General features: G+C 68.1%; 16 protein-coding genes. 10 read left to right on the top strand and 6 right to left on the bottom strand.

What is annotated here, in order from left to right; translation table 11 throughout:
- On the top strand, positions 1-358 hold a 358-nt coding region (locus ACIQ3R_RS05995; protein WP_397416227.1), incomplete at its 5' end, for a hypothetical protein.
- A 187-nt stretch (positions 359-545) separates the two neighbouring features.
- On the opposite strand, the gene ACIQ3R_RS06000 is transcribed toward ACIQ3R_RS05995, so the two are convergent.
- Positions 546-2,573, bottom strand: a complete 2,028-nt coding sequence (locus ACIQ3R_RS06000; protein WP_397416229.1) for a redoxin domain-containing protein — start codon at positions 2,571-2,573, stop codon at positions 546-548.
- A gap of 196 nt (positions 2,574-2,769) precedes the next feature.
- Between ACIQ3R_RS06000 and ACIQ3R_RS06005 the strand changes: the two genes are divergently transcribed.
- The 4 genes from ACIQ3R_RS06005 (at position 2,770) to ispG (ending at position 8,735) form a co-directional block, all read left to right on the top strand.
- Positions 2,770-3,945 carry an amidohydrolase family protein gene (locus tag ACIQ3R_RS06005; RefSeq protein ID WP_397416231.1) on the top strand — a complete coding sequence of 392 codons (1,176 nt, stop codon included), beginning with the start codon at positions 2,770-2,772 and terminating at the stop codon, positions 3,943-3,945.
- A gap of 237 nt (positions 3,946-4,182) precedes the next feature.
- Positions 4,183-6,444 (top strand): phosphoenolpyruvate--protein phosphotransferase, encoded by a 2,262-nt coding sequence (gene ptsP, locus ACIQ3R_RS06010; RefSeq protein WP_397416233.1) that lies wholly within the window; start codon positions 4,183-4,185, stop codon positions 6,442-6,444.
- A gap of 19 nt (positions 6,445-6,463) precedes the next feature.
- Positions 6,464-7,573, top strand: a complete 1,110-nt coding sequence (locus ACIQ3R_RS06015; protein WP_397416235.1) for a helix-turn-helix domain-containing protein — start codon at positions 6,464-6,466, stop codon at positions 7,571-7,573.
- Positions 7,574-7,616: 43 nt separating this feature from the next.
- Complete coding sequence (ispG, locus tag ACIQ3R_RS06020) at positions 7,617-8,735, top strand: flavodoxin-dependent (E)-4-hydroxy-3-methylbut-2-enyl-diphosphate synthase (protein WP_397416238.1); 1,119 nt, start codon at positions 7,617-7,619, stop codon at positions 8,733-8,735.
- 6 nt (positions 8,736-8,741) lie between these two features.
- Here the strand turns inward: ispG and ACIQ3R_RS06025 are convergent, their stop codons facing one another.
- The 5 genes from ACIQ3R_RS06025 to ACIQ3R_RS06045 are packed head-to-tail and all read right to left on the bottom strand — an operon-like array spanning position 8,742 to position 12,851.
- On the bottom strand, positions 8,742-10,379 hold the full coding sequence (locus ACIQ3R_RS06025; RefSeq protein WP_397416240.1) for an amidohydrolase: 1,638 nt from the start codon (positions 10,377-10,379) through the stop codon (positions 8,742-8,744).
- Positions 10,376-11,128, bottom strand: coding sequence for an enoyl-CoA hydratase/isomerase family protein (locus ACIQ3R_RS06030; protein ID WP_397416242.1), 753 nt, complete (start codon positions 11,126-11,128; stop codon positions 10,376-10,378). Before ACIQ3R_RS06030 ends, ACIQ3R_RS06025 begins: the two co-directional genes overlap by 4 nt.
- 19 nt (positions 11,129-11,147) lie before the next feature.
- Entirely contained in the window at positions 11,148-11,612 is a 465-nt protein-coding gene (locus ACIQ3R_RS06035) for a GNAT family N-acetyltransferase (protein WP_397416245.1), read from the bottom strand.
- The gene (locus ACIQ3R_RS06040) at positions 11,609-12,136 is read right to left on the bottom strand and encodes a phosphoribosyltransferase (protein WP_397416247.1); all 528 of its coding nucleotides are present in this window, start codon (positions 12,134-12,136) and stop codon (positions 11,609-11,611) included. Before ACIQ3R_RS06040 ends, ACIQ3R_RS06035 begins: the two co-directional genes overlap by 4 nt.
- Positions 12,129-12,851, bottom strand: a complete 723-nt coding sequence (locus ACIQ3R_RS06045) for an MJ0042-type zinc finger domain-containing protein (RefSeq protein ID WP_397416249.1) — start codon at positions 12,849-12,851, stop codon at positions 12,129-12,131. Before ACIQ3R_RS06045 ends, ACIQ3R_RS06040 begins: the two co-directional genes overlap by 8 nt.
- Positions 12,852-12,907: 56 nt before the next feature.
- On the opposite strand from ACIQ3R_RS06045, the gene ACIQ3R_RS06050 reads away from it, so the two are divergent.
- The 5 genes from ACIQ3R_RS06050 to ACIQ3R_RS06070 form a co-directional block, all read left to right on the top strand.
- The gene (locus tag ACIQ3R_RS06050; protein WP_397416251.1) at positions 12,908-13,636 is read left to right on the top strand and encodes a cell division ATP-binding protein FtsE; all 729 of its coding nucleotides are present in this window, start codon (positions 12,908-12,910) and stop codon (positions 13,634-13,636) included.
- The gene (locus ACIQ3R_RS06055; protein ID WP_397416254.1) at positions 13,633-14,529 is read left to right on the top strand and encodes a cell division protein FtsX; all 897 of its coding nucleotides are present in this window, start codon (positions 13,633-13,635) and stop codon (positions 14,527-14,529) included. The genes ACIQ3R_RS06050 and ACIQ3R_RS06055 overlap by 4 nt, the downstream gene beginning before the upstream one ends.
- The gene (locus ACIQ3R_RS06060) at positions 14,526-15,143 is read left to right on the top strand and encodes a YdcF family protein (protein ID WP_397416256.1); all 618 of its coding nucleotides are present in this window, start codon (positions 14,526-14,528) and stop codon (positions 15,141-15,143) included. Before ACIQ3R_RS06055 ends, ACIQ3R_RS06060 begins: the two co-directional genes overlap by 4 nt.
- On the top strand, positions 15,140-15,844 hold the full coding sequence (locus ACIQ3R_RS06065; protein WP_397416259.1) for a lysophospholipid acyltransferase family protein: 705 nt from the start codon (positions 15,140-15,142) through the stop codon (positions 15,842-15,844). The genes ACIQ3R_RS06060 and ACIQ3R_RS06065 overlap by 4 nt, the downstream gene beginning before the upstream one ends.
- A gap of 143 nt (positions 15,845-15,987) precedes the next feature.
- Positions 15,988-17,288, top strand: a 1,301-nt coding sequence (locus tag ACIQ3R_RS06070; protein ID WP_397416261.1) for a DEAD/DEAH box helicase family protein, incomplete at its 3' end; no start/stop codon positions are given.

The following is a 17,288-nucleotide window of genomic DNA, read 5'->3' on the forward strand; positions in this document are numbered from 1 at the left end:
CAAGAGCCCCGTCCAGAAGTACGACGCCCTCAAGCGTCTGCGCTGGTGGCTCGACGATGACTTCCTCGAGCCCGACTTCGCCGACCGGCCCTTCGACGAGGTGATCCGCGTCCTCTGCCGGAGCCTCAGCCTCCCCGATCCCGGACCGCTCGGCGGCGAGGCCGATCTTTGGACCCTGGACCTGCGCGGCGAGCGCCTCCCTGCCGTCCGCGCCGCCAAGGCGTCCCGCAAGCCGGCCACCCGTCCCCCGGACCCTCGCGTCCGCCAACACGATCTCCCGGACCAGGACTCTCCCGACGAAGACTGGGACCCCCTCAATCCCTTCGACGGCCGAGAGCCCTTCCAGAGCTCGGCCTGACGCCGCTCACCCCCGCGCTCACACCCTCCCGTGTCATCCCGGTTTTCGCGCCAGCGAAAGACCGGGACCCAGCCCCCACGGCCTCACCTCCGCACCCAACCGTCCCCGAGTCCCCGCCACGGGGTCCCGGACACGCGCTCGCGCGCGTTCCGGGGCTACAGGGGCGACGCGCGGTCCGACCCGAACCTTACCGCGCCGCGACCGGGCCCGGAGCGTTGGACGTCGTGGTGGGCGCCGGGCGGCGACGCTGGCTGTTGGCGTCCAGCATCTTCTGGATCGGCTCCCATTCCTGAACGTCGATGCCGCCGTCCTTGTTGGCGTCAGCCATCGCGAAGCGCGGACGGATGGCGTTGCCCAGGCCGCCGCGCAGCTCTTCCGGCTGGATCTTGCCGTCGAGGTTGGAGTCCATCATGCCGACCATGCGGGACTTCATCAGCTCCTCGTCATAGTTGGTCTGCTTGGCCGCCGTCTCGTCGACCCAGCGATAGGAAAGCTGGGTGAAGAACATCTCCTCGAACGACTGGTCGCCCCAGGTGATCTCCTTGCTGGGATCGGGGTTGGCCGGATTGCGGGCCGAGTTGTCGTAGATGTAGGTGGCGATCAGCTTGGAGCCCGCCGGGATCGGGATCGGCTCGGCGAACTCGTACATCCGCTGCCAGTTGAAGTCGTAGCGCGGCACGTTCAGCAGCTGCTTCTCGGTCCCGTCGGGATAGCGAAGCACCAGGTTCGAGTAGGTGCCGCGGTAGTGCGCATGGACCACCGCCGTGTGCAGCAGGGCGTCACGCGGGAACAGCAGATAGCCAACCTCCTTGTGCGCCTCCGCGTTGGGCGGAATACGGATCATCACATTGGCGATGGTGTTCTCGCGCATCACCAGCTCAGGCTTCTCACCCTTGGGGTAGAAGTAGAGGCCGATCTGCTGCGTGGAGAGCACCTCCTTGCCGAAGGGCGTGTAGTGCATCTGGTAGCCGATGGAGCCGCCCGCCGGGATGTAGGAGCCGATGCCCTTGGGCATCACGACGCTCTCCATGCCCACGGTGTAGCCGCCGACGCTGCCGCCCCAATTGGACATGCCGCCCAGCCGGTCCTGGCCCTCGGGAATCAGGCCCGAGAGGATGTGGTGGACGACTTGACGCTGTTGCACCCGCGCGGTCGAGGCCTTGAGCCAGCGCCCTTCGGTGAGCGGGTTGTCCATTACCGGATACTGGTAGTCGACATAGCCCGACGCCGGCACCTTGTAGGGCGGGATCTCGATCACGAGGTCCGGCTTGCCCAACGGCCACTCGGGCGCCACGTGGCGAACCTCGGCCAGCCGGTCCGGCCCCTCGCCGCGCGGCGCGCCGGCCTCGACCCAGCGGATCAGCGTCTTGATCTGGGCGGGCGAAAGGCTCTTGTCGTCCTTGAAGTGTCCGACCTTGGGATCGACGTCCCAGGGCGGCATCCGGTCCGTGCGGATCGTCTCACGGATCATCGGCGCGAAGCCCTTGATCTTGGCGTAGCCGTCGAAGGGGATCGGCGCGATCCCGCCCTCCTGGTGGCAGGCGACGCACTTCTGTTCGATGATCGGGACGATGTCGCGCGAATAGGAAATCTGCTGGAAGCTGGCCTTGGCGGCCGGGCTGCGATCGGGGAAGTCGATCACCGCGCCCTTGGCCGGAACCCGAGCCAGGCTCACAGGCTTGCCGGCGATCAGGGCCTCGATGGCGTTGGCCGCGTAGGCGCCCTTGCCGCCATCATTCAGCGGGCCGCGGTAGGCCACCGACCACGAGCGCGGATCGATGACGAACACCTCCGAAACGTGGCTCGCGCCCATCTGGTCCCCAGCCAGCTGGTTGTCGTCCATCAGGATCGGCATGGTGAGACCGAGCGCCTTGGCCTCGGCCTGCACCGCAGCGCGGGTGTCCTTTGCTGTTGAGTTCAACAGCATCACCGGCACGCCCTTTGCTCCATAGGTCGCCTGCAGCGCCGACAGCGCCGGGGCGATCTTGCGGATCTCCGGGCTGCCCACCGCGTGCATCACCAGCACGACGGCCTTGGCGTCCTGATAGCGGTAGAGGTCCTGCGAACGACCTTCCGCCGTCACCAGCCGGAAGTTGTCCACCTGGGCGGGGGTGGCCGCGGCGACCGGCGCCTTCGTCGGGCTTGCAGCCTGGGCGCCGCCCAGAGAGAGGGAAAGAGCCAGCCCGAGGGCGGAAGCGATCACGACGCGACGCATGATGGGAACACCTGGGAGTTTGACCGGGCATGGGGGAGCTTCCCGGAGTCTCGATATCTCCGGCGGATTGACGAAAGTCAAATAAATGACTCCCGCGTCACGCAAACCGCCGTGTGACACCGCGCTTTCGCCGCGCCATAATCGGCGGCAGCCATCAGCCCCGCATCAGACGGGGAGGTCCAGAAGGAGGATCCTCATGCCCTACGCCCCCGCGACCCGCGCCATCTACGACGCCGACAGCCACATCATGGAGCTGCCGGACTTCCTGAAGAAGTACGCCGACCCGGCCATCCGCGACCAGATTCCGGAAGTCAGCTATTCGGCCTCGATCGTCACCGACGAAGAGGTGGCGGTGATCATGAACCAAGGCGGGCGGCATTCCGATGAGCACCGCGCCGCCCAGATCGCCCTGGGCGACCAACTGATCGCCAAATCCAAGGAAATCCAGGGTCTGGGCGCCTTCGACGCCGCCGACCGGACGATCGCCATGGACATGCTGGGCTTCGCCAAACAGCTTGTGTTCGCCACCCACAGCCTCCGCATGCCCTTCTCGCCCTCGTCCAAACTCGAACCGCATCTGCGCTATGGCGCGTCACGGGCGCACAACCGGCACATGGCGGATTTCTGCAAGGCCGATAAGCGCCTGATCGGCGTCGCGGCCATCCCGCTCGACGCACCCGATCTGGCCATCGCGGAGCTGGACTGGGTGCTGGAGCAGGGCCTGGGCGCCGTCTGGGTTCCGCACCGGGCGCCGCTCGGCCACGCGCCGGGCCACGTCGATCTTGAGCCCTTCTGGGCGCGGTTGGCTGAAGCCCGCGTGCCGTTCGTCCTCCATGTTGGCGGCGCGCCGCTGCAGATCGACAAGTCCTGGGCCAACAACGGACGCGCGGCCGTGAAGGACTGGCTGGGCGGCGGCGAGAACGTGCGCACCAAGGACGCGGCTCTCCTGCACCAGCTGCCAGAAACCTTCATCTCGATGATGGTGCTGGACGGGGTCCTGGAGCGCCACCCGAACCTCACGGGCGCGGTGGTGGAGCTGGGCGCGGGCTGGGTCCCCGAGATGCTGCGTCGCCTGGACTGGGTGGCTCGCACCTGGGGCCGCACCGACGCCAACATCCAGGCCCAGAAGCGCAAGCCCTCCGAACAGATCGAGGCGCAACTGGCCTTCACCCCCGTCCCCACCGAGAACCTCGGCGTGATGCTGGATACCTCCAGCCCCGACCTCTACCTGTTCTCCAGCGACTACCCCCACATCGAGGGCGGCCGCGATCCGCTGGGCAAGTTCGGCGGCTTCCTCGAAGACCGGAGCGAAGCGGTGAAGGCCAAGTTCTTCACCGAGAACTTCCTGAGGGTGTTGCCAAACGCTGCATGAGACTGTGCTCGTCCGGAGACCCAATGCCTTTGTCGCGGCCTCAGCAGTGGAGGTGGCGTAGGCCGTGACGCGGCACAACTCTTGTGTCGCCGGATAGCGTGCTGGAGCGTCAACTCGCCTGCCTGCCAAACGGGCGCCGAGGGCCTTCTCTGCGTAAACCTCCCTTCCGTCTCTGTTGTGCTAGACTAGTCTGCTAGGGAGCCCGGAACGGGCCAAGGGAGGATGATGACCAAGGGCATGGCCGCAACGGTCGCCATACGCGGACAGCGGAGCCTGCTTCGGCAGATCCGCGAGGCGCTGGCCGGCGGCGGACCCGCCCAGCAGCGCCTCGACATGGTGGTGCGCACCATCGCGCTCTCCATGGTGGCCGAGGTGTGCTCGATCTATCTGCGGCGGGCCAACGGCGAGATGGAGCTGTTCGCCACAGAGGGCCTGGACCGAAAGGCCGTCCACGTCACCCGTATGAAGCCCGGTGAGGGCCTGGTGGGTGAGATCATGCGGCAGGGCAGTCCGCTCAACCTGGCTGACGCGCCTTGCCACCCGGCTTTCTCCTATCGGCCGGAAACCGGCGAAGATCCCTACCACGCCTTTCTCGGCGTACCGTTGCTGCGCGGCGGCCGGACCATCGGGGTCCTGGTGGTCCAGAACCGCACCGAGCGGACCTATTCCGAGGAAGAGGTCGAGGACATCCAGATCGTCGCCATGGTGCTGGCCGAGATGGTCGCATCAGGCGAACTGATCAGCGTCGGCGAACTTGAAGGGGTTGAGCTTTCGCCCCGCCGACCGGAACGACTGAAGGGCTCCAAGTTTGCCGAAGGCCTGGCCTATGGCGTCGCCGTGCTGCACGAACCGCCGGTCGCCTCGTCCCAGCTGCTTTCCGACGACTCGACTGCGGAAGGACTCCGCCTGACCCAGGGGCTGGAGGCGCTCAAAGCTCAGATCGACAGCATGCTCGAAGGCCACCACGGCCTGGTCGACGCCTCCTACGACGTCCTCGAGAGCTATAGGATGCTGGCCCATTCCACGAGTTGGAACCGCAGCCTGGAAGACGCCGTGCGCAACGGCCTCACCGCCGAGGCCGCCGTCGAACGGGTCCGCTCCGAGCATCGCGCGCGAATGGGCCAGGTGCGCGACCCTTATCTGCGTGAGCGACTGCACGACCTGGAAGACCTGAACGACCGACTGCTGCGCCACCTGTCCGGCGCCGGCGGCGTCGCCCGCGACCTGCCCGAGAACGCCGTACTGATCGCCCGCAACCTGGGGCCGGCCGACCTCCTGGAGTATGACCGCACGCGCCTGCGCGGGCTCCTGCTGGAGGAAGGCTCGTCGGCCAGCCACGCCGCCATCGTGGCCCGCGCCCTCGACATTCCCTGTGTGGGCCGCCTGAACGGCCTGCGCGATCAGGTGTCGGAAGGCGATCCCGTGATCGTCGACGCCGAAACCGGCGAGGCATTCCTGCGGCCGCGCCCCGACATCATCAAGGCGATCCAGGCGCGCATCGAGGTCCGCCGCCAAAGACAGGCCGAGTTCGCCAAGCTGCGCGACACTCCAGCCTTCACCCGCGACGGGGTGAAGATCACCCTGCTGATGAACGCCGGCCTCGACGTGGATCTGGAAAGCCTGGCCGACACCGGCGCCGAGGGCATCGGCCTCTTCCGCACCGAATTCCAATTCATGGTCTCCGAGGAGATGCCGCGCGTCACCGCACAGACGGCGCTCTATTCCCGCGTGATGGACGGCGCCGACGGCCTGCCGGTCACATTCCGAACTCTCGATCTCGGTGGCGACAAGGTGCTGCCCTACATGGAGGCTGAGCGGGAGGATAATCCGGCGCTGGGCTGGCGGGCCATCCGCATGGGGCTGGACCGGCCGGCGCTGCTGCGACTCCAACTTCGCGCCCTGATCGCCGCGGCCCAGGGGCGGCCCCTGCGGATCATGTTCCCGCTTGTGGCCAGCGTGGACGAGTTCCGCACCGCACGCGCGCTGGTCGACACAGAAATCGCCTGGGCCCAACGCCGTGGCCGGCCGGCGCCCTCGCGTCTCGATGTCGGCGCCATGATCGAGGCGCCCGCGCTGATCTGGCACTTGAATGCGTTGCTGCCGATGACCGACTTCGTCAGCGTCGGGACCAACGACCTGATGCAGTATCTGTTCGCCGCGGATCGGGGGAACCCGCGGGTAGCCGATCGCTATGACTTCCTATCCCCGCCAGCGCTGAAGGCCATGGCCGAGATCCAGCGGGCCTGCGTTCAGACCGGCACTCCGGTCAGCGTCTGCGGCGAGATGGCCGGCCGGCCCCTCGAGGCCTTCGCCTTGGTGGCTCTGGGCTTCGAGCGCCTGTCGATGCCGCCGGCCGGCATCGGTCCGGTTAAGCAGATGATCCTCGCCTGCGATCGCGAAGCGGCCCGCCGGGGCATCACCCCGCTGCTGGACTCCGGCGCAGGCTCAGTTCGCAATGAGATCGAGACCTTGAGCCGCAAGCTCTATCTGGCGGTCTGATTTACCCTCGAATCCGGCGATGCTGACCGTCCCTCAGGACCCTATCCTAACCGTGCTCGGAAAACGGACCCTCCGACGACCCAAGCCCCCGAGCGCGCGCGATCGCCTGCGCGCGAGCCTCAATGCGCCCGTCGCCGAGGCGGCGCCCTCATCCGAGGTTACGGTCGAACACGCCGCCCCGCCGCATCCGCTGCACACCCAGGACAGCATCGGGACCGCGCTTCGGGTCGCGCGCGAGGCCGCTGGCCTTTCCCTGCCCGACATCGCCCTGACCACCCGCGTGCGCCGCGCCTATCTCGAAGCGGTCGAGGAGATGCGACTCGACGCCCTGCCCTCCCGTCCCTTTACTATTGGCTACATCCGCGCCTACGCTGATGCGCTGGGCCTCGATCCCGACATCGCGGTCGAGCGATTCAAGTCTGACGAACCGGTGCTCGATGAACCCCTGCGCGCGCCTGTCGGCGTGCCGGAAGACCGCGATCCGCGCGTAGCGGCGCTCACCGTGGCGGCCCTGATAGCACTCGCCGCGATCGTCATGTGGAACATCGCCCAGCGGGCGATGATGGCCGAGGCGCCGCCCGCCGCCCTGGCCGCACCCGGCGAGGCCGAGCGCCTGCTGGCCGGCCTCAAGACCGGCCCTGTCACCCTTGGCGAACCGCTGCCCGCGCCGGTGGAATCCACCACGCCGCCGGTCTATGAGACTCCCGGCCTGGCTGCGGCCATGGGCCTGAAGTCCAACCCCGAGGCGTCGGTCGAAGCACCCAGCCCCAGGCCGGTTGGCGAAGCGCCGCCGGTCGATCTCGCCGCGCTCCAGCCGGTGTTTCAGCGTCAGGGTCGCATCTACGGCGCGACCGACCCGCGCCTGAACACGCCTGTGACCCTACAGGCCCTGCGCGGCGCGGCCCTGATCGTTCGGGGACCCGACGGCTCAATCTACTTCGCGCGCCAATTGATGAAGGGCGAGGCCTATCGCGTACCACGCCTGGCCGGCCTGACACTCGATGTCTCCGCGCCTCAGGACTTCCAGGTCTTCATCGGCGGCCGCTCCGCCGGTGTGCTGCCCGCGCAGCAGGTGTTGGCCTCTATACTTGTCGCCGCGCCGCCACCCGCGCCCCGACCGCCGACGTGATGGGCGTTTGGGTTTACGGCGCGCCGCGACTATTTTCCCGCCTATGACCGCCGAAGCTCACACCACCGTCCGCCCCTGGCGCGCGATCCATCGCCGCAAGAGCCGCAAGATCCGCGTGGGCTCGATCGAGGTCGGCGGCGACGCGCCGATCAGCGTGCAGTCCATGACCAACACCATCACCGCGGACGCGGTCGCCACCCTGAACCAGATACGCCAGTTGGAAGAGGCCGGCGCCGACATCGTCCGCGTCTCCTGTCCCGACGAAGACTCCACCGCCGCGTTCCGCCAGATCGCCCGCGAGGCCAAGGTCCCTCTGGTCGCCGACATCCATTTCCACTACCGGCGTGGCATCGAGGCGGCCGAGGCCGGCGCCGCCTGCCTGCGGATCAATCCGGGCAATATCGGATCGGCCTCCCGGGTCCGTGACGTTATCCAGGCCGCACGCGACCACGGCTGCTCCATGCGCATCGGCGTCAACGCCGGTTCACTGGAGCGCGACCTCTTGGAACAGTACGGCGAGCCCTGCCCGGAGGCGATGGTCGAGAGCGCGCTGCGTCATGCCCGCATCCTCCAGGACCACGACTTCCACGAGTTCAAAATCAGCGTGAAGGCCTCCGACGCCTTCATGACCGTCGCCGCCTATCAGCAGTTGGCCGAGGTCATCGACTGTCCGCTGCATCTGGGCGTCACCGAGGCTGGCGCTCTGCGCACCGGCACGGTCAAATCAGCCATCGGCATCGGCTCCCTGCTCTGGGCCGGCATCGGCGACACGATCCGCGTCAGCCTCGCCGCCGATCCGGTCGAGGAGATCAAGGTCGGCTTCGATATCCTCAAGTCGCTCGGCCTTCGCCACCGGGGCGTCAACATCATCGCCTGCCCCTCCTGCGCCCGCCAGGGGTTCGACGTTATCCGGACGGTCGAAGCGCTAGAGCAGCGCCTGGCCCACGTCTCGACGCCGATCAGCCTCTCGATCATCGGCTGCGTGGTGAACGGCCCTGGCGAGGCGCTGATGACAGACCTCGGCTTCACCGGCGGCGGCAAGGGCGCGGGCATGGTCTATGTGGCCGGCCGCCCCGACCACAAGCAGGACAACGCCGGCATGATCGACCACATTGTCGAACTGGTGGAGGCCAAGGCAAAGGAACTGGCGGCAGCCGGTTAGGGTCGCTTACCGGCCTCGGAACACCACCCGTCCATCCACCACGGTCAGAACCGCCCTTCCCTTCGTAATCTCCACCTCCGGAACCGTCATCAGATCGACGGAGAAAGCTGTAAGGTCAGCGATCTTGCCGACCTCGATGGAGCCCAGTTCCGCCTCAGCGAAGCGCGCATAGGCTGCGTCAAGGGTGAACAGCTTGAGCGCCTCGGCGCGGGACAGCCGCTGCTCCGGCGCCCAGTCTGGACCGGAAAAGCCGGAAAGATCTTTGCGCGCAACGGCCGCGTAAAACTCGATCAGCGGGTCACCGCGTTCGACCGGTGCATCCGATCCGCCCGCAACACGGGCGCCGGCGTTCAACATGTCCTTCCAGGCATAGGCCCCGGCCATCCGCCCCGGACCCAGCCGGGCGGGCGCGAAGTGCAGGTCGCCGATCGCGTGGCTGGGCTGCATAGAGGCGATGACGCCCAGGCTCGCGAACCTAGGAATGTCCGTGGGGCGGACGATCTGGGCGTGTTCAATCCGCCAACGCAACGCGCCCACGTCCAACTCGCCGTAGAGATCCAGCACCCCGGCGTTGCCGCGGTCCCCGATCGCATGGGTCGCTACCTGCAGGCCCGACCTTTTCGCCTGCGCCAGCACGCCGCGCAGCGTCTCGGGCGACATCACAAGAAGACCGTTGGTCTCCGGCGCGTCCGCATAGGGGGCGAACAGCGCCGCGCCACGGGACCCCAGCGCCCCGTCTTGATAGAGCTTGATCGCCCTCGTGGTGATCCGCCCGCTCTTCGAGGCGCGCGGCCCACTGGCCAATAGGGGACCCGCGTCGCGTCCGTCGACAGCGTTGTAGACCCGCAGAGGCGCCTGGCCGGCTGCGTCCATCGCCTCCAGCAGGCCGACGTCATCCCAGGCCGCGCTCATTGAATGCACGCCGGTCCAGCCGTAGGCCGCCTCGACCCTGAAAGCCGCTTCGAACGCCGCACGCCGGTCAGCCTCGCTCGGCGCCGTCCGCAGCTTGCGGACCAGCGCCATGGCGTTGTCGACCAGCACGCCGGTCAGGCGCCCATTAGCGTCTTTAAGGATCGCCCCGCCTTCCGGCGCGGGCGTCGCCTCGGTGACACCCGCGGCCCGAAGGGCGGCTGAGTTGGCGACCAGGGCGTGACCATCGGCCCGGGTCAGGATCACCGGCTGGTCGGGTGCGACAGGATCGAGGTCGTCGCGGTTCAGGAACCGGCCCTCGGGCCAGCCCGTCTCGATCCAGCCGCGACCGAAAACCGCCCCGTTGGGCTTGCGCTGAGCCAGATACGCCTTGACCCGCCCAGCCGCCTCGGCGGCCGACTTGGACCCTTCCAGATTCAGCGACAGCTCGCGCTCGCCGATCCCTCTAAGGTGTGCGTGAGCGTCAGTGAATCCTGGAAACATCGCCGCGCCTGCGAGGTCGATCACCTCGGTATTGGGCCCGCGAAGGGCCGCCGCGGCGTCCTTCGCGCCCACGAACACAATTCGTCCGTCCAAGACCGCCACCGCTTCCGCCCGCTCAGGCGCGGCGCCGGTGTAGATCGGCCCGCCCCATATCAGCAGATCGGCCGGCTGCGCTGCGGCTGGCGTCGCGGTGAGCAGAAGGAGGACGGCGAGGAGACGCTTCAGGTTCATAGCCTCGGCGCGCTGGAGCGGCTGCGGATCATCAGCATCTGAGCCCGCTCTTCCAGCTCCATGGCTGCGTCGAAGCTGATCGCTTCAAGCGCCGCGTCCAGAGTGCGCTTGGTGAGCCTCAGCGCGTCCGGCGCCGCGCGGAGCATGTCGGCGGCCAGCGCCTCGCCCGTGGCGTCCAGGTCGGCCTCCGCTGCCACCTGTGACACCAATCCCGCCTCCAGCGCCGCCGCCGCGCTCATGGGCCGACCGGCGAGCAGGGTTTCCCGCGCCTTGGAGAGCCCGATCATCCGCTGCAGCCGCCAGGCTGCGCCCAGCTCTGAACCCGACAGACCGATGTTGATGAACGCCGGATGGAACGCCGCCGTCTCGCCGGCGATGATCACGTCGCAGGCCAGCGCCATGGCGAGGCCCCCTCCGGCCGCTGGGCCGCGCACCGTGGCGATCAGCGGCTGTGGACACGCTCGCATGGCTTTCATCAGGTCTCGCAACACCCAGTCGCCATTCGGCCCGTCGCGCAGCGCTTCGGGCGTACCACCGGCCTTCAGATCTGCGCCGGACGAGAACGCCCGCCCCGCCCCGGTTAGGATCACCACCCGCACGTCGGTGTTGCGCCTCAGGCCCTCGAACTGCGCCAGCAGCGCCTCGGCCATCGGGTGGTTCAGCGCGTTCAGCCGCTCTGGGCGGTTCAGCGTCAGCCGCCTAAGGCCGTTGCCCAGATCATCGGCCAGCAGGATATCGGCGGCGGTCATGGCGTGGTCTCCCCCGGCGCTACAGTTCCAGATGCAGGAACTGATTGAAGGCGCTGGCCTCATAGTCACCGAACGACGGACCGTTCACAAACCCCCGCGTGCGATAGAGCGCGAGCGCCGCCTCGTAGGCCTCACCGCTGCCGGTCTCCAGGCTGACCTGGACGTAGCCGCGGGCCCGCGCAACCCCCAGGATGTGGTCGAGGATCGCCCCGCCGACGCCCGCACGCAGGTGGTCCGGATGGGTGCGCATCGACTTGATCTCGCCGATCTTGTTCGGGTGCGCCTTCAGGGCTCCGACGCCCGCAATCTCGTGGTCGCGCCAGGCGGTCCAGACGGTGATGTCAGGTGTCTGCAGGCCGGATAGGTCCAGTGCGAACGAGTGGCCCGGCGGTGAGTTCGCGCGCGCTCCGGCGAGATGATAGGCCACCAGCGCTCGCACCCCCGCGCCGGTCAGGTCATCCTCGCGGATCTCAATCGGGTTCAATCCAGCGCCCCGACGAATGGCAGCCCCCGCATCGCCCCGGCCGCATCCATGCCATAGCCGACTAGGTAGCGGGCCGGCGCCTCCCAGGCCACGAAGTCGGGTTCAATGGCCCGCGGCGTCGGCCATGGCTTGCGCGCGAAGACGGCCGTCAGCACCTCCCGCGCCCCGGAGTCGCGCACCAGGCGCGCAGCCTCCGACAAAGACAGCCCCGTGTCGAACACGTCGTCGATGATCAGCGCCTGGCGCCCGGCGATCGGCCGCTGCAGATCGGCCCGCACCTCGCAGCGTCCGCTGGACTCGCGCCCGTCGCGATATGAGGCCAGCCACATCGCGTCGAACCTCAAGCGCCGGCCCTCCCGCGCCAGCGCGCGGGTCAGGTCGGCGGCGAACCAGAGGCCACCGGTCAGCAGGCACACCGCCACCGCCTCGTCGTCCAGTTGCGGGGCGATGCGGGCCGCCAGCGCCGCCACCCGCGCCGCCACCTCGGTCTCGGAAATCAGAACACTCGGCTCTAATTCACTCATGCGCGGGCGCGCCGCCTGAGAGATCGAAGGCCACCACCAGTTCATGCGCCCCCGATGGCGGATCGGGCATGGCCACGGCGAAGTAACGCACCGCGCCGCCGGGCAGGTTCTCGCCCGAAGGCTCCGCGGTCAGGCTGGCCAACTCCGCGCCCTCGGAGTTAACCAGGGCGAAGCGGATCGGCGGCACTGCGGCGGCCTCATTGTGGGTGTTCCGCACCGCGCCCGAGATCGCCAGCACCGGTCGCCCGGCCTGGAACCCGGGCTTCGACGCCACGCCCTCGATAACCAGACCAAGTTCACTGACCGGCAGACCCACGGCCGCGAACAGAGCAGCGCTACCCGGGACCACGCCCGCCACCTGGGTGCGGAACACCACCGCGGCGCCGAGCCCCCCGACCACAACTAGCAGCCCCGCAGCGATCCCGATGATCCGTCCCAGAGGGCGTTTCGGCTTGTGAGAGGGCTTGATCTTGTCCTTGAGCTCCGGCTCGCTGGCCACGATCTCCAGGTCGTTATCCAGGTCGGCATCGCTCGACGCCGCAGGCGCCTCGCCCATCAGCGAAGAGAGGTCCGGGGCCGGTTCGGGCTCGGCCACGCCGCCCTCTGCACGCCAGCGCGCGCCGCAGTTTGTGCACTTCACCGTCCTTCCGTCCGGCGGAATGCTCGCCGGTTCGACGAAATAGCTGGTGGCGCACTCTGGACAGGTCAGTATCATCGGGGCGAATCGGACGCTCCAGCACGCTGTCGTCGAGGTCGCCGATTTCGGCCCCCATGTCCAGAAACGCCCCGCCCGGATTCGGTCCCACCGCCGCCGATGATGAGATCCTGCGCTTCTCCAGCGTATCCATGCGCTATGGGAACGGGCCCGAAGTGTTGTCCGACGTTTCGCTATCCCTGCCTCGCGGCTCCTTCCATTTCGTCACCGGCCCCTCGGGGGCCGGCAAGAGCTCGCTCTTGAAACTCATCTATCTCGCCGCACGACCATCCTCCGGCTCGATCCGGCTGTTCGGCGAGGATGTGGCCTCGATGCCGGCCCGAGACCGGCCTCGGGCACGTCGGCGCATTGGCGTGGTGTTCCAGGATCTTCTGTTGCTCGATCACCTCTCGGCTTTCGACAACACCGCGCTGCCGCTCCGCATCGCCGGCCACAAGCCCTCGGAGTACCGCGGCGACGTCGCCGAGTTGCTCACCTGGGTCGGTCTGGGCGCGCGCATGGGCTCGCTGCCGCCGACCCTTGCCGGCGGCGAGAAGCAGCGGCTGGCCATCGCCCGTGCTGTCGTCGGTCGGCCCGAGATTCTTCTGGCCGACGAGCCCACCGGCAATGTTGACCATGAGATGGCGCTTCGCATCTATCGGCTGTTCGTCGAGCTCAACCGCCTGGGCACCACGGTGATCATCGCCACGCATGATCAGGACCTCGTCGCCCGTTCAGCCCGGCCCATCCTTCACCTCGACCGAGGCCGCCTGCGCCCGCTTCCGCCGCAGGGGCCGGTGACATGAGTCCGCCCCCGTTCGAACCCGCCCGCTGGCAACCCGCGCCGTTCCTGCCCGAGCCCGACGCTCGTGATCCGGCTTTGCTGTTCGTCATCGCGGTGCTGTGTTTCCTCGCCTGCCTGACGGCGCTGGGCGCTATCGCCGGCGACCGCGCAGCCCGCGGCTGGGCCGGGCAACTCACGGGTGAGATCACTGTCGTCGTCCGCGCCCGAGGCGGCGAGACACCTGACGCCGCCGCCGCCCGGGCCGCCGAGGCTCTGGCCGGCGTGCCGGGAGTTTCCGAGGCGCGCGCGCTGGAGAAGGCCGAGGCCTACGCCCTGATCGAGCCTTGGATCGGCGACGTGGCCGACCTCGATGACCTGCCTGTACCCCGCCTTGTGGCGGTGGTGCTCGATCGCCAGGCGCCGGCGGCGCCCCCCGCACTGCGCCGCGCCCTGGCCGAGCGCGGCCTCGATGCGGTTGTCGACGATCACTCCGCCTGGATCGCCGACATCAAGGGTGCGGCGGGCGTGGTTCGGTCAATCGCCATCGTGGTCTTCCTCCTGATCGCCGCCGGGGCTGCCGCCGTGGTCGCCTTCGCCACCCGCCAGGGCCTGGCCGCCCGGCGCGACGTGGTCGAGGTTCTGCACATTACCGGGTCGGAGGACGCCCAGATCGCCAGCCTGTTCGAACTCCGCTTCGCCCGCATTGCGGCCCTGGCCGGGGCCGCCGGTGCGCTCGCCGCCGCGCTCGCCGGCGGCGCTCTGCGCCTGGCCGGCGGGGGTCAGGGGCTAACCCCCGCTCTGCCGGTGGCTTGGATCGACCTCCTTGCAGTTCTCCCCTGTCCGCTGATCGCAGCGCTGGTCGCGGCCGTGGCGGCGCGGCTGACCGCGCGTCGGCTGATCGGGCGCATGGGATGAAGGCGATCGCGGCCGTCCTGGTGGTGGCGCTGATCTGGCTCTCCGGCCTTCTCGCCTTCGCGGCCCGGGTTCAGCAGCAGACCCCGCCACGCGCGCCGGAGCGGGCCGAGGGCGTGGTTGTGCTCACCGGGGCTGGGTCCAATGCCCGAATCGCCGCCGCCATGGGCCTGCTCGAAGATGGTTTCGGCGGCCGCCTGCTGGTTTCCGGCGTCGACCGCAAGGCCACGCGGGAAGACATCCGCAACGTGTCCCGCGCCGTTCGACGCCTCTACGACTGCTGCGTGGATCTGGGCTTCACCGCCGCCGACACCGTCGGCAACGCCCGGGAGACCGCCAGCTGGGCTCGCGCCATGCGCTTTCGCAGCCTGATCGTCGTCACCGCCGACTATCACATGCCCCGCGCCATGCTCGAACTCAACGCCGCGCTAAAGCCGATGGGCGTCTCGGCCCAGACCTACGCTGTCGCCACGCCGGCCCTGAAGGCTCGCGACTGGTGGCGCCATCCATCCGCCGCGCGCTTGATGGTGGTGGAGTACTCCAAGTATCTGGCGATCCTGGCGCGGGAGGCCGTCCTTGGCCTCGGCCCGCGCGAAACGGAGGCGACCCCGCCGTGATCCTTGTTCGCTCGCTGGCATATGTGGCGTTGTTCTACCTGTGGACCGCCATGGTCGCGATCCTCTGCACACCGGTGCTGCTGGGTCCTACGCGATGGACGCTGACCATGTTCCACCTCTGGGGCCGCGGGGTGACGGGTTTGCTGGCCATCTGCGGCATCAAGGTCGAGGTGCGCGGCCGCCATCACATTCCGACCGGCGCGGCCATAGTGGCACCCAAGCATCAGTGCATGCTGGACGTCTTTGCCCAGTTCACCTGGCTGCCGGCCTCGGCCTTCGTCATGAAACAGGAGCTGGCCTGGATTCCCTGGTTCGGTTGGTACGCCCGTAAGGCCGGCGCCATCGTCATCGACCGCGACGGTGGCGCCACCACCATGCGCCAGGTGATCCGCGAGGGGACCGCCCTGTTCAAGGAGGGCCGCCAGGTGGTGATTTTCCCGGAGGGCACCCGCACCACGCCGGGCGCCGCGCCAGACTACAAGCCCGGCATCGCTGCGCTTTACCGCGAGTTGAACGTGCCGGTCTGCCCGGTGGCCACCAACTCCGGCGTCCATTGGCCCGCCCACGGCTTCATCCGCCATCCCGGAACCATCGTCTTCGAGTATCTCGAACCGATCCCCCCCGGCCTGAAACGCGCCGAGTTCATGCGCCTCTTGCAAGAGCGCATCGAAACCAAATCCACAGAACTGATGAAGCTCTGAACAACCGAAAACGCGGAGCTATATCTCTCGCGCAAAGCACCGCCCTCTCGTGTATTTCGTGGCTCCTCTTCCTGACACCCCGCTGTCAGCAGCCGCCTTAGCCCCAGTAGCCCTCGTGCGGGCGAAGGCTTAAGTTCTCCGGCATGCCTCCGGCCACAGAGTTCCCCGGCGTCGCCGACATGTCCGCGGCCTTCGTGCACGACGCTGAAGCCATGCCGATGATGTGGACTCCGCACCGCCCCACGCGGCCGGAGAAGTCGGAAGGCGGCCGCCGCTTCCGGCTGTCCAGCGCCTACGAGCCCGCCGGCGACCAGCCGACCGCCATCGCCGAGCTGGTGGCGGGTCTGGAAGGCCGGGAGCGCGACCAGGTGCTGCTGGGGGTCACCGGCTCGGGCAAGACCTTCACCATGGCCAAGATCATCGAGGAGACCCAGCGTCCGGCCCTCATCCTCGCGCCCAACAAGACGCTCGCCGCCCAGCTCTACAGCGAATTCAAGAGCTTCTTTCCCGACAACGCGGTCGAGTTCTTCGTCAGCTACTACGACTACTATCAGCCGGAAGCCTACGTTCCCCGGACCGACACCTACATCGAGAAGGACTCCAACCGGAACGAACAGATCGACCGGATGCGCCACGCCGCCACCCGCGCGATCCTCGAGCGTGACGACGTTATCGTCGTGGCCTCAGTGTCCTGCATCTACGGCATCGGCTCGGTCGAGACCTATTCGGCCATGACCTTCTCCCTGAAGCCGGGCGACCGGATCGACGAGAAGAAGCTGATGGCCGACTTCGTGGCCCTTCAGTATCGACGCAACGAACAGGCCTTCGAGCGCGGGACCTTCCGCCGTCGGGGCGACACCATCGAGATCTTCCCGGCCCACTCCGAAGACCTGGCGTGGCGCATCAGCCTGTTTGGCGACGAGGTGGAGTCGATCGTTGAGTTCGACCCGCTGACAGGCAAGAAGACCAATGAACTCGACGGCGTGAAGGTCTACGCCAATAGCCACTATGTCACGCCCCGGCCGACGCTCCGCCAGGCTGTCGACCGCATCAAGGTGGAGTTGAAGGAACGCCTCGACTGGCTGGTCGCCAACGGCAAGCTGCTGGAGGCCCAGCGGCTCGAACAGCGCACCACCTTCGACATCGAGATGATGGAGGCCACCGGCTCCTGCGCCGGCATCGAGAACTACTCCCGCTACCTCACCGGCCGCCGCCCTGGCGAGCCGCCGCCCACCTTCTTCGAATACATCCCCGACAACGCCCTGCTGTTTGTCGACGAAAGCCACCAGACCGTCCCCCAGATCGGCGGCATGTACCGGGGCGACTACCGGCGGAAATTCACCCTCGCGGAATACGGTTTCCGCCTGCCCTCCTGCATCGACAACCGCCCGCTCAAGTTCGAGGAGTGGGAGGCGATGCGCCCCGACAGCGTCTTCGTCTCGGC

It is taken from the genome of Phenylobacterium sp. (genome assembly GCF_044371015.1).
Classification (GTDB): Bacteria; Pseudomonadota; Alphaproteobacteria; order Caulobacterales; family Caulobacteraceae; genus Phenylobacterium.